Source organism: Xanthobacter sp. ZOL 2024, assembly GCF_052932325.1.
This window is the reverse complement of the sequence record NZ_CM128808.1, coordinates 410,574-433,907: the sequence shown is the minus strand read 5'-3', so window position 1 is coordinate 433,907 and position 23,334 is coordinate 410,574. Positions and strand designations below refer to the sequence as shown.

20 protein-coding genes are annotated in these 23,334 nt (G+C 68.6%); 2 read left to right on the top strand and 18 right to left on the bottom strand.

Going from position 1 to position 23,334, the window contains the following annotated elements; translation table 11 throughout:
• Nucleotides 1-5: 5 nt before the first annotated feature.
• From ACU4E7_RS02195 to pcaF, 5 genes are all read right to left on the bottom strand, one after another.
• Nucleotides 6-665, bottom strand: coding sequence for a 3-oxoacid CoA-transferase subunit B (locus tag ACU4E7_RS02195; RefSeq protein ID WP_238120677.1), 660 nt, complete (start codon nucleotides 663-665; stop codon nucleotides 6-8).
• Nucleotides 662-1,336 (bottom strand): 3-oxoacid CoA-transferase subunit A, encoded by a 675-nt coding sequence (locus ACU4E7_RS02190; RefSeq protein WP_443266378.1) that lies wholly within the window; start codon nucleotides 1,334-1,336, stop codon nucleotides 662-664. Before ACU4E7_RS02190 ends, ACU4E7_RS02195 begins: the two co-directional genes overlap by 4 nt.
• Before the next feature lie 17 nt (nucleotides 1,337-1,353).
• Nucleotides 1,354-1,629, bottom strand: coding sequence for a muconolactone Delta-isomerase (gene catC / locus ACU4E7_RS02185; RefSeq protein WP_238120679.1), 276 nt, complete (start codon nucleotides 1,627-1,629; stop codon nucleotides 1,354-1,356).
• Between the two features lie 65 nt (nucleotides 1,630-1,694).
• On the bottom strand, nucleotides 1,695-2,915 hold the full coding sequence (locus tag ACU4E7_RS02180) for an ABC transporter substrate-binding protein (protein ID WP_447020497.1): 1,221 nt from the start codon (nucleotides 2,913-2,915) through the stop codon (nucleotides 1,695-1,697).
• A 32-nt stretch (nucleotides 2,916-2,947) separates the two neighbouring features.
• Nucleotides 2,948-4,162 (bottom strand): 3-oxoadipyl-CoA thiolase, encoded by a 1,215-nt coding sequence (pcaF, locus tag ACU4E7_RS02175; RefSeq protein WP_447020496.1) that lies wholly within the window; start codon nucleotides 4,160-4,162, stop codon nucleotides 2,948-2,950.
• Between the two features lie 247 nt (nucleotides 4,163-4,409).
• Between pcaF and ACU4E7_RS02170 the strand changes: the two genes are divergently transcribed.
• Both ACU4E7_RS02170 and ACU4E7_RS02165 read left to right on the top strand, forming a co-directional pair.
• Complete coding sequence (locus ACU4E7_RS02170) at nucleotides 4,410-5,396, top strand: 3-hydroxyacyl-CoA dehydrogenase (protein ID WP_447020495.1); 987 nt, start codon at nucleotides 4,410-4,412, stop codon at nucleotides 5,394-5,396.
• The gene (locus ACU4E7_RS02165) at nucleotides 5,393-6,169 is read left to right on the top strand and encodes an IclR family transcriptional regulator (protein WP_447020494.1); all 777 of its coding nucleotides are present in this window, start codon (nucleotides 5,393-5,395) and stop codon (nucleotides 6,167-6,169) included. Before ACU4E7_RS02170 ends, ACU4E7_RS02165 begins: the two co-directional genes overlap by 4 nt.
• A 3-nt stretch (nucleotides 6,170-6,172) precedes the next feature.
• On the opposite strand, the gene ACU4E7_RS02160 is transcribed toward ACU4E7_RS02165, so the two are convergent.
• From ACU4E7_RS02160 to ACU4E7_RS02100, 13 genes are all read right to left on the bottom strand, one after another.
• A complete protein-coding gene (locus ACU4E7_RS02160; protein WP_447020493.1) occupies nucleotides 6,173-7,879 on the bottom strand; it encodes a GMC family oxidoreductase in 1,707 nt (568 codons plus the stop codon).
• 54 nt (nucleotides 7,880-7,933) lie between these two features.
• Complete coding sequence (locus ACU4E7_RS02155; protein WP_447020492.1) at nucleotides 7,934-9,388, bottom strand: aldehyde dehydrogenase family protein; 1,455 nt, start codon at nucleotides 9,386-9,388, stop codon at nucleotides 7,934-7,936.
• 49 nt (nucleotides 9,389-9,437) lie between these two features.
• Nucleotides 9,438-11,162, bottom strand: coding sequence for a thiamine pyrophosphate-binding protein (locus ACU4E7_RS02150; RefSeq protein WP_447020491.1), 1,725 nt, complete (start codon nucleotides 11,160-11,162; stop codon nucleotides 9,438-9,440).
• 127 nt (nucleotides 11,163-11,289) lie between these two features.
• Entirely contained in the window at nucleotides 11,290-12,627 is a 1,338-nt protein-coding gene (locus ACU4E7_RS02145) for an MFS transporter (RefSeq protein WP_447020490.1), read from the bottom strand.
• Nucleotides 12,628-12,658: 31 nt separating this feature from the next.
• Complete coding sequence (locus ACU4E7_RS02140; RefSeq protein WP_447020489.1) at nucleotides 12,659-13,465, bottom strand: enoyl-CoA hydratase/isomerase family protein; 807 nt, start codon at nucleotides 13,463-13,465, stop codon at nucleotides 12,659-12,661.
• 41 nt (nucleotides 13,466-13,506) lie between these two features.
• Nucleotides 13,507-15,051, bottom strand: coding sequence for an AMP-binding protein (locus tag ACU4E7_RS02135; protein ID WP_238120689.1), 1,545 nt, complete (start codon nucleotides 15,049-15,051; stop codon nucleotides 13,507-13,509).
• Nucleotides 15,044-15,577: a (2Fe-2S)-binding protein gene (locus tag ACU4E7_RS02130; protein WP_238120690.1), complete on the bottom strand. Its 534-nt coding sequence runs from the start codon at nucleotides 15,575-15,577 to the stop codon at nucleotides 15,044-15,046. The genes ACU4E7_RS02135 and ACU4E7_RS02130 overlap by 8 nt, the downstream gene beginning before the upstream one ends.
• Complete coding sequence (locus tag ACU4E7_RS02125; RefSeq protein ID WP_238120691.1) at nucleotides 15,565-16,389, bottom strand: FAD binding domain-containing protein; 825 nt, start codon at nucleotides 16,387-16,389, stop codon at nucleotides 15,565-15,567. Before ACU4E7_RS02125 ends, ACU4E7_RS02130 begins: the two co-directional genes overlap by 13 nt.
• Nucleotides 16,386-19,376, bottom strand: a complete 2,991-nt coding sequence (locus tag ACU4E7_RS02120) for a xanthine dehydrogenase family protein molybdopterin-binding subunit (protein WP_447020488.1) — start codon at nucleotides 19,374-19,376, stop codon at nucleotides 16,386-16,388. The genes ACU4E7_RS02125 and ACU4E7_RS02120 overlap by 4 nt, the downstream gene beginning before the upstream one ends.
• Nucleotides 19,377-19,650: 274 nt before the next feature.
• Nucleotides 19,651-20,493 (bottom strand): helix-turn-helix domain-containing protein, encoded by an 843-nt coding sequence (locus ACU4E7_RS02115; RefSeq protein WP_238120693.1) that lies wholly within the window; start codon nucleotides 20,491-20,493, stop codon nucleotides 19,651-19,653.
• Nucleotides 20,494-20,509: 16 nt separating this feature from the next.
• On the bottom strand, nucleotides 20,510-21,283 hold the full coding sequence (locus ACU4E7_RS02110) for an ABC transporter permease (RefSeq protein WP_238120694.1): 774 nt from the start codon (nucleotides 21,281-21,283) through the stop codon (nucleotides 20,510-20,512).
• Complete coding sequence (locus tag ACU4E7_RS02105; protein WP_447020487.1) at nucleotides 21,283-22,119, bottom strand: ABC transporter ATP-binding protein; 837 nt, start codon at nucleotides 22,117-22,119, stop codon at nucleotides 21,283-21,285. The genes ACU4E7_RS02110 and ACU4E7_RS02105 overlap by 1 nt, the downstream gene beginning before the upstream one ends.
• A 122-nt stretch (nucleotides 22,120-22,241) precedes the next feature.
• The gene (locus tag ACU4E7_RS02100) at nucleotides 22,242-23,276 is read right to left on the bottom strand and encodes an ABC transporter substrate-binding protein (protein ID WP_447020486.1); all 1,035 of its coding nucleotides are present in this window, start codon (nucleotides 23,274-23,276) and stop codon (nucleotides 22,242-22,244) included.
• Nucleotides 23,277-23,334: the final 58 nt, after the last annotated feature.

Here is a 23,334-nt window from a genome sequence, read left to right as displayed (position 1 = left end):
GGTCCTCATGGCGCCTGGATCGCGATGCCGGCGCGCTGGCGTAGGGTGTCGAGATCGAGGCCCGGCGCCAGTTGGCGGAGGCTGAAGCCCGCCTCGGTCACGTCCAGCACCGCATGGTCGGTATAGACGCGGGAGACGCAGCCAAGGCCCGTCAGGGGATAGGAGCAGCGCTGCACCAGCTTGGACACGCCGGTCTTGGTGAGCATCTCCATCATCACGAACACCTGCCGCGCGCCCACCGCCAGATCCATGGCGCCGCCCACGGCGGGGATGGCGTTGGGGTCATTGGTGGCCCAATTGGCGAGGTCGCCGTTTTCCGCCACCTGGAAGGCGCCGAGAATGGCGATGTCGAGATGGCCGCCGCGCATCATGGTGAAGGAGGTGACGTGATCGAAAATGGCGCCGCCGGGCAGCAGCGTCACCGGCTGCTTGCCGGCGTTGATGAGGTCCCAGTCGATGGCGTTGGGCCCGGGCTTCGGCCCCATGCCGATGAGGCCGTTCTCGCTCTGCAGCAGGATTTCCTTGTCCTCGGGCAGGCAGTCGGCCACCAGCTCGGGCATGCCGATGCCGATGTTCACCACCGCTCCTTCCGGGATGTCGGCGGCGATGCGTTGGGCCATTTCGATGCGCGTCCAGGGCTTGAAGTCCGTTGCTGCGCTGCTCATTGGGCGGCTCCCGTGCCGATGGCGACCACGCGGTCCACGAAGGCGCCGGGGGTGACGATGGCTTCCGGATCCAGGCTGCCGAGGGGGACGATGTCTTCCACCTGGGCGATGGTGATCCGCGCGGCGGTGGCCATTACCGGGCCGAAATTGCGCGCGGTCTTGCGATACACGAGGTTGCCCCAGCGATCGCCCTGATGGGCCTTGATGAGGGCGTAGTCGGCGCGGATGGGATATTCGAGCACATACTGGCGCCCGTCGATCTCCCGCGTCTCCTTACCGGCGGCAATGGGGGTGCCGAAGCCGGTGGGGGTGAAGAAGGCGCCGATGCCGGCGCCGCCCGCCCGCAGCCGTTCCACCAGATTGCCCTGGGGCACCAGCTCCAGCTCCACCTTGCCCGAGCGGTAGAGCTCATCGAACACGAACGAGTCGGCCTGGCGGGGGAAGGAGCAGACCATCTTGCGCACCAGCCCGGCGGCGAGCAGAGCGGCGAGGCCCTTGGTGCCGTTGCCGGCGTTGTTGGACACGATGGTGAGGTCGCGCGGCGCCTTGGCGATCAGCGCGTCAATCAGCTCATGGGGCATGCCCGCCCCGCCGAACCCACCCACCAGGATGGTGGCGCCATCGGCAATGTCGGTCACGCAGCTCGCGGTATCGGCTCGGGTCTTGTCGATCATGGCGGCGCCGCTCCTCAAATGGCGGAGGGATGGCGCGCCAAAGCGGTCACGCGGATATCCATGAAGGGGAACAGGGGCAGTGACGAGAGGATCGTGTGCAGCTCGTCCACGCTCTCCACGTCGAAGACGGAGATGTTGGCGTAGCGGCCGGCGACCCGCCACAGATGCACCCACTTGCCCTGCCGCTGCAGGTCCTGCGCATAGGCCTTTTCGCGCGCCTTGATGGCGTCCGCCTCGGCCGCCGGGAGGTCGTGGGGAATGCGCACCTCCATTTCCACGTGGAACAGCATGCTCTGTGCCTCTTCGCTTTCTCAAAACGGGGCCGGCCACGTCCGCCGTGGCCGGCAATGTCGGCTTACTTCTTCACCAGCGCGCAGGTGCTTTCGCTGAGGGGCTGGAAGGCTTCATCGCCGGGGATGACGCGGACGATGTCATAGAAGTCCCAGGGGCCCTTGGAGGCGGCGGGGGTCTTCACCTTGGCCAGGAACATGTCATGGACCATGCGGCCATCCTCGCGGATCTTGCCGTTCTTGGCGAACATGTCGTTGATGGGCAATTCGCGCATCTTGGCCACCACCTTGGCGCCCTCGTCGGTGCCGGCGGCCTCGGCGGCCCGGAGATAGTGCAGCACCGAGGAATAGACGCCGGCATGCACCATGGTGGGCATCTTGCCGCCCATGCGGGCTGCGAAGCGCTTGGAGAAGGCGCGGGTGTCGTCGTCGTGGTCCCAATAGAAGCCGGTGGTCAGCACCATGCCTTGCGCGGCATCGAGGCCCACCGAATTGATGTCGGTGAGGAACAGCAGCAGGGCGGCCAGGGTCTGCCCGCTCTGGGTGATGCCGAACTCGCGCGCCTGTTTGATGGTGTTGATGGTGTCGGCGCCGGCATTGGCCATGCCGATGATCTGCGCGCCGGACGCCTGCGCCTGCAGCAGGAAGGAGGAGAGATCGGTGGAGCCGAACGGATGGCTTACCGAGCCCTTCACGGTGCCGCCCTTCTCCTTCACGATCTTGGCCACCTGCTTTTCCAGGTCATGGCCGAAGGTATAGTCGGCGGTGATGAAGTACCAGGTCTTGTAGCCCTCGTTGGCCAAAGCATTGCCGGTGCCGGCGGCCAGCGAATAGACGTCGTAGGTCCAGTGCAGGCCGGTGGGGGAGCAGGCCTTGTTGGTGAGCGCCATGGAGGCGGCGCCGGAATTGATGTCGACCTTGCCCTTCTCTTTCGCCACCTCACGCACGGCGAGGGCGGCCACCGAGCCGTTGATATCGAAGATGGCGTCCACATTCTCCGTGTCGTACCAGCGCCGCGCGGTGGCGGAGGCGATATCCGCCTTGTTCTGGTGGTCGGCGGACACGAGCTCCACCGGCTTGCCATTGATGGGCTTGCCGAAATCCTCGATGGCCATCTTGGCGGCCTCGACCGAGCCCTGGCCAGCGAGGTCCGAATAGGCGCCGGACATGTCGGTCAACACGCCGATCTTGACGCCATCACCGGCATATTGCGCGGCGGCGGGGGCGATCAGGGCGGCGCTGGCGAGCAGCGCGGCAGCGAGGGTGGTGGCGAGTTTGGTCTTCACGTTTCCTCCTCCTTGGTCGTTATGTGGTGGGGTCACACCCGTTCGATGACGAGGGCGATGCCCTGGCCGACGCCGATGCACATGGTGGCGAGGCCATAGCGGCCGCCGGTGCGCTGCAGGTGATGCACGGCCGTGCCCACCAGCCGCGCTCCGGACATGCCCAGGGGATGGCCCAGGGCGATGGCGCCGCCGTTGGGATTGACGTGGGCCGCATCATCGGGAAGCCCCAGCTCCGCCAATACCGCGCAGGCCTGCGCCGCGAACGCCTCGTTGAGCTCGATCACATCCATGTCGGAGAGCTTCAGGCCCACCCGTTCCAACACCTTGCGGGTGGCGGGGGCGGGGCCCATGCCCATGATGCGCGGCGGCACGCCGGCGGTGGCCATGCCGAGCACCCGCGCCTTGGGGGTCAGCCCGTGGCGCTCCACTGCCGCTGCCGAGGCGATGAGCAGCGCGGCGGCCCCGTCATTGACGCCCGAGGCGTTGCCGGCGGTCACGGAGCCGTCGGGCCGCACCACGCCCTTGAGGCGGGTCAGGTCCGCCAGGGTGGTGTCGGGCCGGGGGTGTTCATCCTGGGCGAAGGGCTTCGGGTCGCCCTTGCGCTGGGGCACCAGCACCGGAACGATCTCGTCGGCGAAGCGGCCGGCGGCCTGGGCGGCGGCGGTGCGGCGCTGACTTTCCAAAGCGAACGCATCCTGCCGCTGCCGGGAGATCTGGAAGTCGTCGGCGACGTTCTCCGCCGTCTCCGGCATGGAATCCACGCCGTGCATCGCCTTCATGCGCGGGTTGACGAAACGCCAGCCGATGGTGGTGTCCTCCACCTTGGCCGCACGCGAGAAGGCGCTCTCCGCCTTGCCCATCACGAACGGCGCGCGGGTCATGCTCTCGACCCCGCCGGCGATGAGCAGATCGGCATCGCCGGCGCGAATGGCGCGGGCGGCACTGCCCACCGCATCCATGCCGGATCCGCACAGGCGGTTGATGGTGGCGCCCGGCACCTCGATGGGCAGGCCCGACAGCAGCGCCCCCATGCGGGCGACGTTGCGATTGTCCTCACCCGCCTGGTTGGCGCAGCCGAAGATCACATCGTCGATCCGGCTGGCGAGGGCCGTGGGGTCACCGCTTTGGCGCTCGGTCAACGCCCGGATCACCAGCCCTGCGAGATCATCCGGCCGTACGCCGGCCAGGGCGCCGCCATAGCGGCCGATGGGCGTGCGGACGGCATCGCAAATGAAAGCGTCACCCATGACAGCTCCAGATTTGTGCGTATAACGAACATTTTAGGCGTCATGGGTAGCGACGCATCCGGCGTCTCGTCAACAGGAATGCATGCTGCGTGTGCGATGCTGCAAAGCAAAAACTGCAGAATGCGTTGCTATTGAAGTTGATGTGCCCTTGTGGATCTGGATAGTGCAGTCGACTTGACAAGCGTCTGGCGATGGCGTTTTGTGCGCATATCGAACTTTTGTTTCGTTAATCGCACAAGAGGGCGCCATGGATGACACGCTGCTGGGTCCGGTTGCGATGGTCGGTGCGGGCAGCATGGGGCAGGGATGGGCGATCGTGTTCGCCCGCGCCGGTGCCGAGGTGCGCCTGTTCGATGCGGCGCCGCAGGTGCTGGACGCAGCGCGGCCGGCCATCGCCGCGCGGCTGGACGCTTTGGCCGCCCACGGGCTGTTGAACGAGCCGCCGCAGCAGGTGATGGCGCGCATTACCCCTACCTGCGATCTCGATGCCGCTTTGGCGGGTGTGCAGCATGTGCAGGAAAATGTGCCGGAGCAGCTGGAGCTGAAGCTGGAGCTGTTCCGCCGGCTTGATGCGTTGGCCCCGGCCGATGCGGTGCTCGCGAGCTCCACCTCCTCCCTGCCGGCCTCGGCGTTCGCGGACACGCTCGCCGGTCGGGCGCGCTGCCTCGTCGCCCACCCGGCCAATCCGCCGTTCCTGCTGCCGGTGGTGGAACTGGTGCCGGCGCCATTCACCGCGCCGGAGGTGGTGGCGCGCACACGGGCGCGCATGGCGCGGGCCGGTCAGGTGCCGGTGGTGCTGCGCAGGGAGGTGGATGGCTTCATCTACAATCGCCTGCAGGGGGCGGTGCTGCGCGAGGCCTATTGGCTGCTCAAGGAAGGCATCGCCGACGTGGCCGGCATCGATGCGGTGATGACCGCCGGGCTCGGCCTGCGCTGGTCGGTGGTGGGGCCGTTCGAGACCGCCGATCTCAATTATCGCGGTGGCATCGCGGAGCATGCCCGCCGCATGGGCGAGCGCTATCGCGAGATGGGGGCGGCGCGCGGCCAGCCGGATGTATGGGACGACGCGCTGGTGGCCCGCGCCACCGCCGAACGCCGGGCGCTCCTGCCCCTCGACCAGTGGGACGAGCGGGTGGCCTGGCGTGATGCGCGGCTGATGGCGGCGCGGGCGGCTGGGCAGGGGGTGCCGGACTCCTATAATGCCGCCGGGGATGATTCCGCGGAGGGCGCATGAGGAGCGAGGAGGCCGGCGAGGACAAGGACTATGTCCAATCCCTCGTGCGGGGCCTGGAGGTCATCCGCACCTTCAGCCAGTACAAGCCGCGGATGACCCTGAGCGAGGTGGCCCAGCATGCCGGCCTCACCCGCGCGGCGGCCCGCCGTTTCCTGCTCACGCTGGTGCGGGAGGGCTATGCGGAGACCGACGGCAAGTATTTCTCCCTGCGGCCGAAGGTGCTGGACCTCGGCTTCTCTTATCTCTCCTCTTTGCCCATGTGGGAGGTGGCCCAGCCGATCATGCGCGATGTGGTGAATGCGCTGCATGAATCCTGCTCCCTCTCGGTGCTGGACGGGCAGGACATCGTCTATGTGGCGCGGGTGCCCACCGAACGGGTGATGACCATCGGCCTGTCCATCGGCAGCCGCCTGCCGGCCTTCTGCAGTTCCATGGGCCGGGTGCTGCTGGCGGGCCTGCCGCCGGCGGAGCTGGCGGTGTTCTTCGATCGCGTCAAGCTGGAGCGGCGCACCGAGCGCACTGTCGCCACCATGGTCGCCCTCAAGGATGCCATCGACACCACGCGCCGGCAGGGCTGGGCGCTGGTGGACCAGGAATTGGAAATGGGGCTGCGGTCCATCGCCGTGCCGGTGCGCAACCGGCGCTCGGAGGTGCTGGCGGCGCTGAACGTCAGCACCCATGAGGGGCGCAGCTCCCTGGAGGTCATGAAGACGCGCTTCCTGCCGGAGCTGCTCGACGCCGCCCAGCGCATTTCCGCCTCGCTGCCCCAATAGGGGTCAGCCGCCTGCGCACAGGCCGGCGGCGATCTTCTCGGCCATCATGATCACCGGAATATTGGTGTTGGCGGTGGGTAGCCGCGGCATGGCGGAAGCGTCGGCCACATACAGGTTGTCCGTGCCGATCACCCGCCCCGTGGGATCGAGCACCGCATCGGGATCATCCGGCGCGCCCAGGCGGCAGGTGCCGCTGGCGTGCCACACGCCGAAGGCGGCACCGCGCACGAAGGCGGCGAGCCGGTCATCGTCGGCCATCAGCGTCGCGAGGGTGCCGCCGGCGGACATGAAGCGGCGGATGGCGGCCTGCCGCAGCACCGCCGGCGCATCCAGCAGGGCGCCGATGAGCTCGGTGGCGAGCGCATTGACCGGCGACACCCGGCTCAACCGTTTCACGAACGGGGAGAAGGCGGCAGGGAACAGATCGCCGGGATCGGGATTGAGCGCCGGCGACAGCAGCAGCGGCACCAGCCGGCGCACCCCCGCCATCATCCGCGCCAGATCATCGGGATGGCTCAACAGGTTGAGGTCGGCCTGCGGATAGTGCGCCGGATCGGGCGAGAGCAGCCGCACCGTGCCGCTGGATTTCGGCCGGTTGCACCACAGGAAATAGAGGCCGAGCCGGCGTCCGAGGCCGTGCCAGCCGGCCCGCGCCGAGGCGGTGGCATACATGTCGGACGCTTCGCCGCCGGTGAGGCCGGAGGAGAAGCGCAGGGCGGCGAAGGCGGCGCGGCGGTAGCTCATGGGCAGCCGCAGGCGGGGCGGCAGATATTGGCAGAAGGTCAGGGTGGGGTGATCACGCAGGTTCTGGCCCACCCCGCGCCGCTCCACCTGCACGGGAATGCCGAGCGCGCTCAGCGCCTGCCCCGGCCCGATGCCGGCGCGCATCAGGATGGCCGGCGTCTGCAGCGCGCCGGCGGTCACCACCACCCGCGCCGCCTCGACCGTCACTGCCGCGCCCTCGCGCTCCAGTTCGAGGCGCCGCGCCCGCGGGCCCTCCATCGCCAGCGTCTGCAGGCGCGTGCGCGGCCAGATGGCGAGGTTGGGGCGGGCGCGGGTGGCGGCATCGAGATAGGCGACGGCGGCGGACACCCGCCGGTCGTTCTCATTGTTGAAGGCGGGCGGGAACACGCCGTCCTCGAACATGCCGTTCTGGTCCTCCCGCCAGGGCAGGCCGCTGCCGGCCAACGCCTGCGTGGCGGCTTGCGCGAACGGGGGCCATTCGGGCGGCAGGATGCGGCGGATGGGTAGGGGGCCGTCGCTTCCATGCAGCGGGCCGTCGCAATCCATGTCCCGTTCGAGCTTGCGGAAGAAGGGCAGCACCTCGTCCCAGCCCCAGCCGGTGGCACCCAGCGCGGCCCATTCGTCGTAATCCCGCGGCAGCCCCCGGTTGGCCGATTGCACATTGATGGACGAGCCGCCCCCCATCACCCGGCCCTGCTCATAGGCCCGGCTGGCGCGGCTGCCGTCCGGGCGGCGGGTGGTGAAGGCGGAGAGGCCCGGCCAGATAAAGCGATCCCCATGGAACAGACCCATGGGATAGCTGTCGGCGATGGGCGCCGGCACCGCATCGGGCGGGGTGTCCTCCCCGGCTTCCACCAGCAGCACCCGGTGGCGGATGTCGGCGGAGAGGCGGTGCGCCAGCACACAGCCGGCGGAACCGCCGCCGATGATGACCGTATCGAAACTGGGAAGATTGGAAGACGCCATGGCGCGCCGGCTCCTGCGGCCCCGTGCGGGGCGCTGCGGGTGAGGGAAGGGCAATCAGACGACGCCGGCGTCCTGGTAGATGTGCTTGATCTCCATGAAGTCGATCAGCGCGTCATAGCCGTGCAGGCGGCCGAGGCCGCTGCGGCGATAGCCGCCGGTCTCCGCCTCGGCGAACAGCTTGTTGTGGTCATTGATCCACACCGTGCCGTTGCGCAGCGCCCGCGCCACCCTGAGCGCCCGGGCGCCGTCACGGGTCCAGACGCTGGCGGACAGGCCATATTGGGTGTGGTTGGCCCGGCGCACCGCATCCTTTTCGTCGTGGAAGCGCTCGATCACCACCAGTGGCCCGAAGATCTCCTCCTGCACGAAGAAGGCGCCGGTGTCCGCATGGGCGATGAGGGTGGGGGTGAGGAAGGCGCCCGCATCGAGCCCACCGGCCGGGCGGCCGCCCGCCAGCACCACCTCGTCGGCGAGGTCCATGGCCTGCGCCGTGCGCTGTTCCACCGCCGTGCGGGCGGCATCGTCGATCAGAGGGCCGATCTCGGCGCCGGCGGCGTCTCCCGGCGCCACCTTCAGGGCCGCGAGGGCCGCCTTCAGCGCGGTTTTCATCTCCTCATAGCGGCTCTCGTGCACCAGCACGCGGCGGGCGGCAGTGCATTGCTGGCCGGAAATGATGGTGGCCGCCGCCGCCAGCTTGGGGGCCACGGAGGCAATGTCCGCATCCTCGAACACCAGGCAGCAGGATTTGCCGCCCAGCTCCAGGGAGAGCTTCTTCATGGTGGGGGCGGCATCGGCCATGATGCTGGCGCCAGTGGCGTTGGAGCCGGTGAAGGAGATCACGTCCACCTCCGGCGAGGTCACCAGCGCCTGCGCCACCTCGTGGCCGGTCTCCATCACCAGATTGACGACACCCGGCGGCAGGCCGTCCACCTCCACCAGGGTGCGCAGGATCTCGGCGGTGATGAGGGCGGTCTGCGGCGCCGGCTTCACCACGATGGTGCAGCCCGCCGCCAGTGCCGGTGTCACCGCGCGGATCAGCAGCACCGCGGGCGCGTTCCACGGAATGATGAGGCCGGCGACCCCGGCCGGCTCTTTGATGAGGGTGGAGAAGGCGCCGGGCTCCACCTCGAACACGTGGCCGGGGATGAAGCGGGTGAGGCCCGCATAATAGCGGATCTCCGAGATGGAGCCGGCGATCTCGCCCCGCGACTGGGCCAGGGGCTTGCCGTTCTCGGCGGTGAGAAGCCGGGCGAGGGCGTCGGCGCGGCGCTCCATGGCATCGGCCCAGCGCAACATCACCAGTTGCCGCAGGCGCGGCGCCTGGGCCCAATCCGGACGCTCGAAGGCCTGCCGGGCGGCGGCGATGGCGGCGTCGGCATCGGCCCGCCCGCCGGCGGCGAAATGGCCCAGCACGGCGCCGGTGGCGGGATCAAGGCTCGGCGCGGTGGCGCCGGAGAGCGCCACCTGCCAGGCGCCCCCCACGTGATTGAGGGACGTGATGGCGTTCATGATGATCCTCCCATGGTTCTGGGCGACGCCGCCTTGGGCGGCGCCAAATTCAGCCCTGTCCGTGGCCTGCCTTCAGCGCGGCCTCGCGCAGGCCCGTCAGCGTCGCCGACGGGGTGATGGCCTCCGGATCAATGACCAGCTCCAGCAGGGCCGGGCGCTTCTCGGCGGCGGCGAAGGCGCGGGCGCGGGCGAAGGCGTCAGCGAAATCGGCCGTCGCCTCCACCCGCTCGCCGAAGCAGCCATAGGCCTGGGCCAGGGCGGGAAAGTCGGGATTATCCAGGCTGGTGGCGTACACCCGGCCGGGATATTCCCGCTCCTGGTGCATGCGGATGGAGCCGAACATGCCGTTGTTCACCACGATCACCACCACCCCGGCGCCGTGCTGCCGGGCGGTGATCAGCTCCTGTCCACTCATGAGGAAGCAGCCGTCGCCGGCAAAGCAGATCACATCCCGTGCGGGGTTGTGGAGCTTGGCGGCGATGGCGGCGGGCAGGCCATAGCCCATGGCGCCGGATGTGGGCGCAAGCTGGGTGCGGAAGCCGCCGTAGCGATGGAAGCGATGCACCCAGATGGCATAGTTGCCGGCGCCGTTGGTGATGATGGCGGAGAGCGGCAGCGTTTCCCGCAGATGCAGCATCACTGCGCCAAGGTCGAGCGGGCCGGGCATGGCGCCGGGCGTCTGGTCGGCGAGATATTCGGCCCGCGCCGCCCGCACCGCACTGCTCCAGGGCATGGGCGAGCGCCAGCCGGCCGGCCCCTTGCCTTTCAAGGCAGCGGCCGCCGCCGCGAATTCGCCCATGCCGGCATTGATGAAGAGGTCGGCCTGATAGACACGGCCGAGCTCCTGCGGATCGGCATGGACATGGACGAAGCGCTGGGCCGGCCGGGGCAGATCGAGCAGTGTGTAGCCGTCTGTGGTGGTCTCGCCGAGGCGGGGCCCCACCGCCAGCAGCAGGTCCGCCGCGCGGATGCGGGCCACCAGCTTGGCGCTGGGGCCGAGGCCGGCATGGCCAATGTAATTGGGGTGGTGGTTGTCGAGCAGGTCCTGCCGGCGGAAGGCCGCCGCCACGGGCAGGTCGAAGGCCTCGACGAAATGCTGGAAATCGCGGCTGGCCTGGGCGCTCCAGCCGCCGCCACCGACGATCACCAGCGGCTGGGTGCTGGCCTCGATCATGGCGCGCAGCCGGGCCATGTCGGCGGTGCCGGGATGGGCCGCGACGCGCCGATAGGCTTCCGCGTCGCGCACCGTGGCGGGCGTTGCCAGCACGTCTTCCGGCAGCGCCACCACCACCGGGCCGGGCCGGCCGGAGACGGCCACCTGGAAGGCCCGCGCCACCAGCTCGGGAATGCGCTCCGGTCGATCGATCTCCACCACCCATTTGGCCATGCCGCCGAACATGGCCGGGTAGTCCACCTCCTGCCACGCCTCGCGATGGCGCATGGTGGCGGCCACCTGGCCGACGAACAGCACCAGTGGGGTGGAATCCTGCGATGCGGTGTGGATCCCGATGGCAGCATGGCTGGCGCCGGGGCCGCGGGTGACGAAGCACACGCCGGGGCGGCCGGTGAGCTTGCCATAGGCCTCGGCCATGTTGGCCGCCGCTGCCTCGTGGCGGGTCACGATGGTGCGGATGGCATCGCTGGCGCCGGCGAGGGCGTCGATGGCGGCCAGGAAGCTCTCGCCGGGCAGGCAATAGACCGTATCGACGCCGTGGATCTTCAGCGCGTCCACGAGGATCTGGCCACCGGTGCGGGAGAACGCGGAATGCTGCATGGTGAGGCTCGTTCTTGGCTCTGCGGGGCCTGCGGCTCGGTTTCTGGCGGGGTCCCCTGTGCATGACCCCGCTGCGGTCGGGCGGCCGGGTCCCGCGCCGACCGTGCGGCCGGCGCGGGCGTTGATGCTAGCGGAAGTTGCCCTTGGTTTCCGGTACGATGAGCGCGCCCACGAGGTACAGCACGAACACCGCACCGGCGAAGATCGAGAGCGCCAGCGGCAGGTCCGCCGGAGTGGGGCTCGCCAGCGAGACGAAGGTCGGCATCATGCCGCCGATGGCGAAGCCAATGTTCCACGACAGGCCGGTTCCGGTGGCGCGCATGGCGGTGGGGAAGCGCTCGTTCAGGAAGATCAGCACCGGCGCATAACCCGCATTGCCGATGAAGGCGATGCCCAGGGCATAGAGCACGATGGTCGTCATGCTGCTGGCGCCCGCAAGGCCCATGTAGAAGGTCGGCAGCAGGATGATGGCCGCGACACCCACCAGCAGGAAGGTCTTCTTGCGGCCGATCATGTCGCTGAGGGCACCCACCAGCACCGCCGCCACCAGCGCCGAGATGGAGCTCGCCATCAGGATGTAGGATGAGGTCTGGTTGGGCAGCTGGTTGATGAGCTTCAGGAAGGTCGGCATGTAGCCGGACGTGAGATAATATCCCGCTCCGCCGCCGATGGTGATCAACAGGTTGATCAGCAGAACGTTGCGGTAGCCGTCGGCAAACAGCGTCTTCAACGGCGCATGGTTGGCCTCGCCACGGGCGCTCTTTTCCGCCTTCTGCTGCTGCATCTCCTTCCAATAGGGAGATTCTTCCAGGTTCCGGAAGATGAACCAGCCGAGGAAGGACGACAGCAGGCCGGAGAAGAACATCACGCGCCAGCCCGTTTCCGCGAATGCATCGCCGGGAAACAGGGTGGAGGTGACGAGGAACACCACGGAGGCCAGAAGCGCGCCGATGCCGGCGCCACCGCCGCCCACCAGCCCGGACATCAGGCCGCGCCAGTTGGCCGGCACGGATTCCGTGCCGATGGTGTGGGTGGAGGCCACCACGCCGCCGACGAACACGCCCTGGACCAGCCGGAGCAGGATGAAGATGACCGGGGCGATGGCGCCCACCTGGTGGATGGTGGGCAGAAGGCCGAACGCCGCCGTGGAAAGGCCGACGCCGATGATGGCCACCAGCATGGCCCCCTTGCGGCCGTAGGCATCGGCATAATGGCCGAAGATCGCCGAGCCGATGGGCCGCATCAGCAGCGTCACCGCGAACGAGGCGTAGACCGCCGCCAGCGACCACGTGGGGTGGGTGGAGGGGAAGAACAATTGCCCCACCACCGGGGCCACATAGAGCAGGATGAACAGGTCGAACAGATCGAGGGACCAGCCGAGCACCGAGGCGACGATGGCGCTGTTGCGCTGGCGGTTCCCCACCGCCATAGCGGTGGGGGAGAGGGACGTATCTGGCGCGGACATTGTTGTTTCCTCCCGTGGGTTCTCAGACCCGTCAGCAGCCCGTGAAGGCGGGCTTGCGCTTGGCGTGGAAGGCCTCGACGCCTTCCTTGAAATCGTGGGACTGGCGCAGCCGGCTGTAGCAATGGCCTTCCAGCTCGATGGCGATGGTGAGCGGGCTGTCCTCGGTGTCGTTGAGCAGCTTCTTGGCGGTGCGCTGGGCGATGGGCGAGAAGGAGACGAGCTCGGCCACCAGCGCATCGGTGGCCTTTTCCAGGTCCGCATCGGCCACCTTCTCGGTGGCGATGCCCCAGGCCAGGGCCTGATCGGCATTGATGCGCTTGGACCGCATCACGATGTCTTTGGTGCGGGTGATGCCCACCATCTTCTGCAGGCGGGCCGAGCCGCCGGAGCCGGGAATCTGGCCGAGCTTCTGCTCGGGCAGGGCATATTGGGTGGTGTCGGTGATGATGCGGAAATCGCAGGCCAGGGACAATTCGAAGCCGACGCCGAAGCAATAGCCGCGGTTGGCGGCGATCACCGGCTTGGCGGCGCGGGTCGGGGCGGCGATGTTCCAGGCAAGCTTGGAGACGTGCTCGGGCGAGGCTTCCATGAAGCCCTTGATGTTGCCGCCGGAGGAGAAATGCTCGCCGATGGCGCGCACGACGATGACGCGCACCCGGTCATCCGCGTCCAGGGTCTCGAACACCAGCCGCAGCTGGTCGCGCTCCGGCATGGAGACGATGTTGAAGGGCGGGCGATCCAGGATGATGTCGGCGCGCGCGCTGGCCTCGTCGATCTCGACGTGGAAGCCGTCGAGGGCCGCAAGGCGCGGATCGGCGAAGGTGTAGGCAACCGGCATGGTCTTCTCCTTGGGAGTGAGCGTTGAACGGAAAAAGGGGATCAGGCGGCGCCGCGGCTGGAGCCGGTCTCGGCGGCGTATTCACCGGCCACCAACTGGCGGCGCAGCAGCTTGCCCACCGGTGACTTGGGAATGTCCTGGACGAACACGAAGCGGCGCGGGCGCTTGAAGTTGGACAGGCCGCTGTCGCGGCACCAGCGGTCCAGCTCCTCGGTGTCCACCGGCGCCTTGCGCTTCAGGAAGGCGACGACGATCTTTCCCCACTTCTCGTCGGGCAGGCCCACCACCGCCACTTCCGACACCGCCGGATGCAGCGACAGACAGCTTTCGATCTCCACCGGCGAGACGTTCTCGCCACCGGTGATGATCATGTCGTCCACCCGGCCGGTGACGAACAGGTCGCCGTCAGCATCCAGGAAGCCGGTGTCGCCGGTGAAATACCAGCCGTCCCGCAGGGCCTTGGCGTCGGCCTCGGGGCGCCGCCAGTAGCCCTCGAAGGCCTCGTCGCCAGCGAGCAGCGCGATGATCTCGCCTTCCTCTCCCACGGGGGCGAGGTCGTCCGGCGTCTGGGCGGCAAAGCGCACCACCCGCACCATCTGGTTGATGCCCGCCCGGCCGGCCGATCCCGGCTTCAGCGCCGCCTTCTGGTCGATGCTGAAGGTGTAGATTTCCGAAGAGCCGTAATGGTTCACGAACAGCTCGGGGGCGAACGCATCTTCCAGCTTCTTCAAGAGCCCGTCGGTCATGGAGGCGCCGGCGAAGCCGAGCTTGCGCACGCTTGAGACGTCGGTGCCGGCGAAGGCGGGATCGTGCACCAGATCGTGATAGAGGGTGGGCACCAGATAGAGATTGGTGATGCGCTCGCGGGCGATCAGCTCCAGCGCCACGCGGGTGTCGTAGCGCGGCAGGCAGACGAAGGTGCCGCCGATGAGCGACATGGCGATCAGCGAACGCACCCCCATGGTGTGGTAGAGCGGCATGACGCCGAGGGTCACCTCGCCCCGGCGATAGAGGTTTTGCGCCACGTGGGCGACGCCGGCGGCGCGCTCGGCGCGGTGGCGGCGGGGCACGCCCTTCGGCCGCGAGGTGGTGCCCGAGGTGTAGAGCATGATGGACCAGGCATCTGCGCCCACCCGCGCCACCGGGGTCGCGCCCGAGCCGGCCACCAGATCGGCGAACCGCAGGCCGTCGGTGTCGGTGTCGCCCACCGCGATCCGCACCAGGCCGGCGGCACGCTGCGCCGCGCCGGCGGCGGCCGCCGAGACCGGCTCGAACACCAGCGCCTTGGCCTCGGAATTCTCCAGGCAGAAATCGATCTCGTCGCCCTTCGCCCGCCAGTTGATGGGGGTGATGACGAGGCCGGCGAACTGGCAGGCCCAGTGCAGCGTCGCCGCCTCCCAGCGGTTTTGCAGGACGCTGACGATATGGTCACCCGGCCGCAGCCCCAGCTGATCGAAGGCGTCGACCAGCGCGGAGATCTTGGCCAGCCATTCGCGATAGGTGAGGCGCAGGTCTGCGTCGACGATGGCGAGCGCCTGCGGATCCCGCGCCACACTGGCGAGAAAGCTGGTGCCGAGGTCAAGCATGGGCGGTTTCCCCTTGGGTGAGTTCCCTTTGGCTGTTCTGGATCTCCGCGGCGGCCTCCAGGGCGGCGCGGACGATGGGCGTGTAGCCGGTGCAGCGGCACAGGTGGCCGGACAGCAGATCGCGGATCTCCGCCTCGTCCGGCTCCGGATGGGCCTTCAGGAAGGCGTCCAGCGACATGAGAATGCCGGCGGAACAGAAGCCGCATTGCAGGGCGTGGTTGCGGCGGAAGGCGGCCTGCAGCGCGCTGAGCCGGTCGGGCTCCGGCGCCAGCCCTTCCACCGTGCGCACGCTGGCGCCCTCCACCTGCACCGCCAAAGTGAGGCAGGCGCGGGTGAGCATGCCGTCCACCTGCACCGTGCAGGCGCCGCACACCCCATGCTCGCACCCCACATGGGTTCCGGTGGCGCCGATCTCATGTCGTAGGAAATCGGACAGCAGCAGGCGCGGGCCGGCGCGGCCGCAGACGGGGTGGCCGTTGAGCGTGAAGCGGACCTCGTGGCGCTGGTCGGCGCTCAGGCGCGGCATCGGCGGGCCTCCTCAATGGTGGCGCGGCCGATGCGACGCACCAGCTCGCGGCGATAGCGGGCGCTCGCATGCACGTCGTCACGGGCGTCGAGCTCGAAGGCGAGGGCGTTGAGCGCATCGTCCAGTGCCGTACCCTCCAGGGGCGGCAGGTCGCGGGCCACCGGCATGTCGGCGACGCCGCCCACGGTGAGTCGGATGCCCCTGGCGCTCACCCGCGCGCCGCAGGCGACGATGGCGAAATCCCCGTGGCGCCGCGCGATCTCGCGGAAGGCCGTGCCCTCGCCCTGGACCACGGGGAAGGACACCGCTTCGATCATCTCGTCATCGGCCTTGGCGGTGGCCATCATGCCGGTGATGAAGGCTTCGGCCGGCACCTTGCGGCGGCCGGCGGCGCTGGCCAGATGCACCTGGCCCCCAAGGGCCATCAGGCACAGGGGCAGCTCGGCGCTGGGGTCCGCATGGGCGATGGAGCCGCACACGGTGCCGCGGCTGCGGGTCTGGGCATGGCCGGTGAAGGGCAGGGCCTTGGCGATCAGCGGCAGGTGCCCGGTGAGCCCCTCCCACGCCAACAGCCGCGCCTGCCGCACGCCGGCGCCCACCACCACCTCGCCCTTGCGCAGCTCGATCGTGGCGAGGGCCTCGAGCCGCATGATGTCCACCAGCACCTTGGGCCGGGCGAGACGCATGTTGAGCATGGCCATGAAGGACATGCCGCCAGCGAGGATGCGGGCATCGCTGCCTTCCGCCTTCAGCACCGCCAGGGCTTCGGGCAGGCTGTCCGCGCGAACGTAATCGAAGGGAGCCGGCTTCATGGCGCGCGCCTGCGGAACAGGGAGGTGAGGGGGGCGAGAATGCGGGACAGCAGGCTTGGGGCGGGGGCGCTGCCGCCAGCCGCCTTGCGGGCCAGCGCGGCGAAGAACTGGCCGATGATGACCTTGGCCGCGCCATCCAGCAGGCGCCCGCCCACGCTCGCCACCTTGCCGCCCACGAACGCTTCGTAGCGGTAGGCCAGATGGGTGCCGCCGGTATCGTCGGGGGTCAGGGTGATGGCGCCCGAGCCACCGCCGAAGCCGAGGTTGCCCTCCACCCGCCCGCGCAGGGTCACTGCGCGTGGCGGCTCCAGATCGGAGAGGGAGACCTCGGCCTTGTAGCGGCCCTTCACCGGGCCGATGCCGAGGGTGACGTCGGCGCGGAAGGCGGTGTCGGACACCCGGCTGACGCCATGGGCGCCGGGGATGATGGCGGCGAGGGTGTCCGGGTCCAGCAGCATGGCCCAGATGGCTTCCGGCGCGGCGCGCACATGGGCCTTGCCCTCGCCCCGCATGAGCCGCTCGCCCTTGCCCCCGCTGGGCGCCGGCGTGGGCGCAGCAATGCCCGCCGGGGCCGCCGGCTCGGCGCCGTGGATCAGCGGCGCCAGGCTGGAGGGGGAGAGCGGCAGGCGCAGGTCCGCCACGCCCAGGGCGTCGGCCACCGCATTGGCGAGGCAGGCCGGCGTGGACATGCAATTGCCCTCGCCCACACCCTTGGCCCCGAGCGGGGTGAAGGGCGATGGCGTCTCGGTATGGAGGATGACGGGCTCCGGCACCTCCATGGCGGTCGGCACCAGATAATCGGCCAGCGTGCCGGTCAGGAAGCTGCCATCCGGCCCATAGGCGAACTCCTCCAGCAAAGCGGCGCCCAGAGCGTGGGCGAAGCCGCCGCGGATCTGGCCGTCCACCATGCCCGGGTGGAGGATGGTGCCGCAGTCATGGGCAGTCACGTAGCGGTCGATGCGGATCTCGGCGGTGTCGCGGTCAATCTCGATGCCGCAGTAGTCGAAGATGAAGCCGTGGCAGAGCGAGGAATTGATGTGGTCGGCTTCATCCGCCGCGGTGAGCTCCGGCGGGGTCCAGAACGCGGTTTCGCGGATGGTAGGGGCGGTGCCTTCCGGCAGTTGCGCCGGTGACCAGTGGGAGAGCGCGGCCACCCGCGAGAAGGCGAGGGCGTTGGCGGCATTGGAGCGGGCCCGGAGCTTGCCGCCCTCGAACACCACCTCCTCCACCGGAACGTTGAGCTGGGCCGCGGCGATGCGGGCGAGACGCTGGGCGATGCGATCGGCGGCGATCTTGGCGGCACCGGCGACGGCGGCGGCAAAGCGGCTCGAATAATTGCCGGAGGCGATGGACCAGGCATCCTTGGCCGTGTCCATTTCCGCATTCACCCGGATGTCGCGGGGGGTGAGACCGAGCACGTCCGCCACCACCTGCGCCAGCACCGTGCGATGGCCCTGGCCCTGCGGCACGGAGGCCACGTGCACGCTCACCGCCCCCACCGGGTCGATGGCCACCGTCGCGGTGGCCTGGGCGCCATTCTTCGGCCCGGCCTTGCGCCGCTCCGCCGGGGTGAGGACGGTGGCGATATAGCCCATGTTGGAGACCGACGGCTCCACCACGGCGGCAAAGCCGATACCATAGAGCCGGCCCTCGGCGCGGGCCGCATCCCGGCGGGCCCGCAGCGCGGCAAGGCCGCCTTCCGCCACCCCCTTGGCGAGGGTCGCCTGGTAGTTGCCGGAATCGAGGAGCGCGCCGGGCGCGGTGCGATAGGGGAAGGCATCCGCCGGGATGAGGTTGCGGCGGATCACCTCCAGCGGATCGAGGCCGAGCTCGATCGCGATCCGCTGCATCAGCCGTTCCAGGGCAAAATAGACCTGGGGACCGCCGAAGCCCCGGTTGAGGCCGGTGGGGCATTTATTGGTCACCACCACGCGGTTGCGCACCGCCACGTTGGCAATGGCATAGGCCCCGGTGAGGTTGCCATGCATGCGATAGAGGGTGGCCGGTTCCGGCGCGCGCAGGTGGGCGCCGCAATCCTCCACCTGGTCATAATCGAGGGCGGTGACCCGGCCATCTGCGGTCACCGCCGCGCGCAGGGTGGTGGCGCGGTTGGTGGCGGAGACCGAGGCCATCAGGTGCTCAAGGCGATCCTCGATCCACTTGACCGGATGGCCGGTGGCGCGGGCGGCCACGGCCCCCAGCACGATGTAAGGGAAGATGCCCTGCTTGACGCCGAACGAGCCGCCGCTGTCGCGCGGGGTGCGCAGGCGCAGGCGATTGCCGGGTACCTTCAGCGCCCGCGAGATCACCGCATGGATGGAAAAGGGGCCCTGGAAATTGGCGAGAACGTCATAGGCGTCCTCATGCGGATCGTATTCGGCGACGAGCCCATAGGTTTCGATGGGCGTGCAGGAGTTGCGCGGATAGCTGACGGAAATGGAGACGGTGCGATCCGCCTGGGCGAACGCCTGCTCGGGGTCGCCATAGCGAAAGCGGCGGTCGGAGGCGAGATTGCGCGGAAAGCCGTCATGCAGCAGGGGCGCGCCCTCCGCCAATGCGTCGAGAGGATCGACGACGGCCGGGCGCGTCTCGTAGCTCACCTCGATGAGGTCGAGGGCGTCCTCGGCCAGGTAGCGGTCCTGCGCCACCACCAGGGCGACCGGCTCGCCCACATAGCGCACGCGGTCCACCGCCATGGGCCAGCATTCCACCGGCGCCTTCACCCCCACCACCAGCGGCGCGGTCAGACGGGCGACATCGGCGCCGGTGAGCACGGCGACGACGCCGGCGACGGCGCGCGCGGACGCCGTATCGATGGCGCGGATATCCGCATGGGCGTGGGGCGCGCGCAGGATGGCCATGTGGAGCGTGCCCGGCCGGACCCCGAGGTCGTCCAGGTAGCGCCCGCTGCCGGAGAGGAGGGCGGCATCCTCCACGCGCTCAATGGCGCGGCCGACCCAGCCTGTCTCGCGGGTGACATCCAACATCCCCGGCATTCCTTCCCTCGGGTGGCGCGCGGCGCAGCGGGTGCGCCGTGCGGGGGAAGGTGGCGGCAGGGGGAGGCGCGGACCATGCCGAGCCGTCTCACGATTTACCGTGGGGTCTCATTTGCCGTTTTGCAGCGCGGCATCGGAAGGCGGTGCCGCATCTGGCGCGTGTGCCTGCAATGGCCTGATCCAAAATAAAAAACGCGCGGCCCCAGCAGAAGCCGGGGGCCGCGCGCAGTGGAGGGACCGGGACGCCGTGGCGGCGAAACGGGGGTCAGAGGGCCATGCGGGAGATGGTGCGGAAGGCGCTTGGCGTCACGCCCGTATGGTCGCGGAAAAAACGCGTGAAATGGGAGGGCGCGACAAAGCCCAGCCGCTCGGCAATGTCGGAGAGGTTGCCGTCTTCCGCGGTCACCGCCGACACGGCGGCTTCCACGCGCATGGCGTTGAGATAGATGCGCGGCGGGACGTTGGTGGACGCCTCGAACAGGCGGAAGAAATGGGCCCGTGACAGCCCCGCCTCCCGCGCCATGGCGGTGGTGTCCACGTCCTCTGCGAGGTTGGCGCGCAGGCCCTCCACCACGCGGCGGATGCGCCAGTCCATGCGGCGCTGGGTCTCCAGCGCGCGGATGGTGGAGAAGGAGCGCCACGGGGTGAAGCGCTCCACCACCGCGATCATGAGATCCGCCAGCAGCGCCTCGTGCACCGCTGCCGCATCCGGCCGCGCCATCATCTCTTCGGCCAGGTCGTGGGTGAGGCGGTGGATGCGCGGCGAGACCTCTCCGCACGGCTGTTCGAAGAAGCCGGGCACGCCGGAAGCGCCCCAGCCGGGCCGGAAGGCCTTCAGCCAATCCGGCTCGATATAGAGCGCCAGGATCAGCGTCTGCGGCTGCTCCGGCTGGTGCACATAGGCATGGGGTTCCCAGCCGTTCACCAGAACGCACGTGCGGTCGGTGAGGGGGGCGAGCCCCTCACCGACCGTGAAGGCGGTGTCCGCGCCTTCCACCTTCAGCAGCACGTGACAGTGCGGATGGGCATGGCGGACCAGGGGGCGATCCATGTCGAGGAGCGCCACCCGACCGAACGCGCCGTGCGCGATCCTCAAGGCGTTGGACATTGCGGCCTCGCCATGCTCAGGCCCGCGCCTTCCAGGGGATCAGCAGCCGCTCGATTTCGTCCAGGATGGTCGAGAACATGAAGCCGAGCAGTGCGATCACCAGCAGGCCCACATACATGGTATCAACGGTGAGCACCTGCCATGCGTTCCAGATCATGTAGCCGATGCCGTCGGAGGCGGCGACCATCTCGGAGATGGCGATCAGGATGAGGCCCATGCCCATGGCCAGCTTCACCCCGGCCATGATGGAGGGCAGGGCGCCGGGCAAGGCGATGGTGCGGAACACCTGCCACCGGCTGGCGCGGAAGTTGTGGCCGACATCGAGATAGATCTTGTCGATATTGGCGACACCCATCACCGTATTGATGAGGATGGGGTAGAAGGCGCCCAGAGCCACCATCACCACCTTCGACATCTCGCCCAGGCCGAAAATGAGCAGCACCAGCGGCAGGATGGCGCTTTTCGGGATCGGGTAGGTGGCGGAGATCAAGGGGTCGATGGCCGCTCGCAGGGGCTTGGAAATACCCATGGCGAGGCCTAGGAACAGCGCCGGGACCCCGCCCACCAGCATGCCCAGCATCAGCCGGCGCAGGCTGGCCACCAGGTTGGTCCACAATTCGCCGGAGGCGATCAGCGCGCCGAACGTGTGTACGATGCTCGACGGGGGCGGAAAGAAGCGGGCGTCGATGAGGCCGAGCCGTGCCGCCGCTTCCCACAGGCCCAGCAGCACCAGGGGGGTGAGGAAGCCGATGAAGCGATCGCCGAAGCGGAAGACTTTCTTCTGAGCCATCACTTGCCCCCCTCGGCGTTCATGCGGGCGCGCTGAACCTCCTCGCGCAGCTGCTCCCAGATGTGGAACACCAGCTCGCCATAGGCGGCTTCGTGGCGCAGCTCGATGACGTTGCGGGGCCGCGCGAAGGGCACGTCGAGAATGGCCTTCTCCCGCCCCGGATTGGCGGTCATGATCATGATGCGATCGCCGAGGGTGACGGCTTCGTCCACGGAATGGGTGATGAACACCACGGTCTTCTTGGTGGCTTCCCAGATGCGCAGCAATTCTTCATGCAGCATCATCTTGTTCTGCTCGTCGAGGGCGGAGAACGGCTCGTCCATGAGCAGGATCTCGGGATCGTTGGCGAAGGCGCGCACGATGGAGACCCGCTGACGCATGCCGCCGGACAATTGGTTCGGGTAGCGGTCGCGGAAGCGATAAAGGCCGATGCGTTCCAGCCACAGCTTGACGCTCTCGGAAACGTCCTTCTCCGGTACGCCGCGCATGCGCAAGCCATAGGCGGCGTTGTCATAGACGGTCATCCAGGGAAAAAGGCTGTCACCCTGGAACACCATGGAGTTTTCGGGCCGGCTGGGGTCGGTCCGGTTCACCTTCATGGTGCCTTCGCTGATGTTCTCCAGGCCGGCGAGCATGCGCAGCAGCGTGGTCTTGCCACAGCCGGAGGGGCCGACGATGACGAAGAACTGGCCCTGCGGGATGTCGAGATCGATCCCGTCCACCGCCACGAAGCCGGAGTTTCCAAAATACTTGCGCACACCGCGCATCGAGATCTGAACCGGCACCGTGTCGGCGGCCGTGCTCGGCTTCGGGCTCAACATGCTCACGACAGCCATCGTGTGGATCCTCCCGGTCCGTCATGGGGCCCCTGGACCTGTGCGTGGTGATGCGCTCGGCCGCGGCCTTCTCATTGAGGATGAGTTGTGAGGGGTGCCGGCGGGCCGGCACCCGGGGGGTGTCAGTTCTGGGCGGCCTTGTAGGGGCCCAGCGCCTGCACGGTCGCCTTGGCGAAGGAGGGGTCGAGCACGTCCTCGACCTTCGCCGGCTTTTCGAGATAGCCGTTGTCGGTGAAGAACTTGAGGTCCTGCGCCATGGAGGCGACATCCACCTGCCCATCGGGATTGATGCCGTTCGGAATCATCTTGGTGAACAGCGTGGGGTCCTTGAGGCCGGTGGTGTGCATGATGGTCTTGATGACCGCGTCCGCACCCTTGCCGGTGAACTTGCCGCCGGCGGTGGCATCGTTGAACAGCCGGGCCGATCGCACGTAGGCGTTCATGAAGCGCTGCGCCACGTCGCGGTGCTTGGCGATGAAGTCGCCGCCGTAGAGCAGCACCGCCACCTGCTGGTTGGGATAGCCATCCACCACGAAGCGGACCGCGACGTCGTTGTCCAGCGCCTGGGTCACCGAAGGCTCGGTGGTGATGGCCGCGTCGATGGCCCCGGTGGTGAACGCAGCGATCTGCTGCGGGTAGCCGATATAATTGTGCTGCACGTCCTTGTAGGTGAGGCCCGCGCTCCCCAGGATATGCGCCAGCTTGGCGTTGGTGGCGGCGCCGGGGCCCACCGCGCCCACCTTCATGCCCTTGAGGTCGGCGACGGTCTTCACCTTGCCGCTGGCCACCAGGTCCTTGCGCACCATCAGCGGCATGTAATCATAGCCGGGTGGGGTGGAACCTTTGTCGGCCACCACCTTGATGTCGATGCCGCGGGCCACCGCATTGTAGAGGCCGGCTGAGGAGGCACCGGCGCCTACGTCGATCTGGCCGGCGCCCAGCGGGGCGATCATCTTCGGGCCGGAATCAAACACCACCAGCTCCACGTCGAGGCCTTCATCCTTGAAGAAGCCCCGCTCCTGCGCCAGGTGGAACACCACGTCGGAGACGACGTTGTTGATCCCCACGCGGACCTTGTCCGCCGCCTGGGCGGAAACGGTGGTGAAGAGGGCCGCGGCAAGGGCGCCGGCGGCAAGGAAGCGCCTTCTGGTGGTCATCAGCTCAATTCCTCCCGATCTTATCTGTCCGGTGCGTCTATGCGCCCGGCTTCTGTGA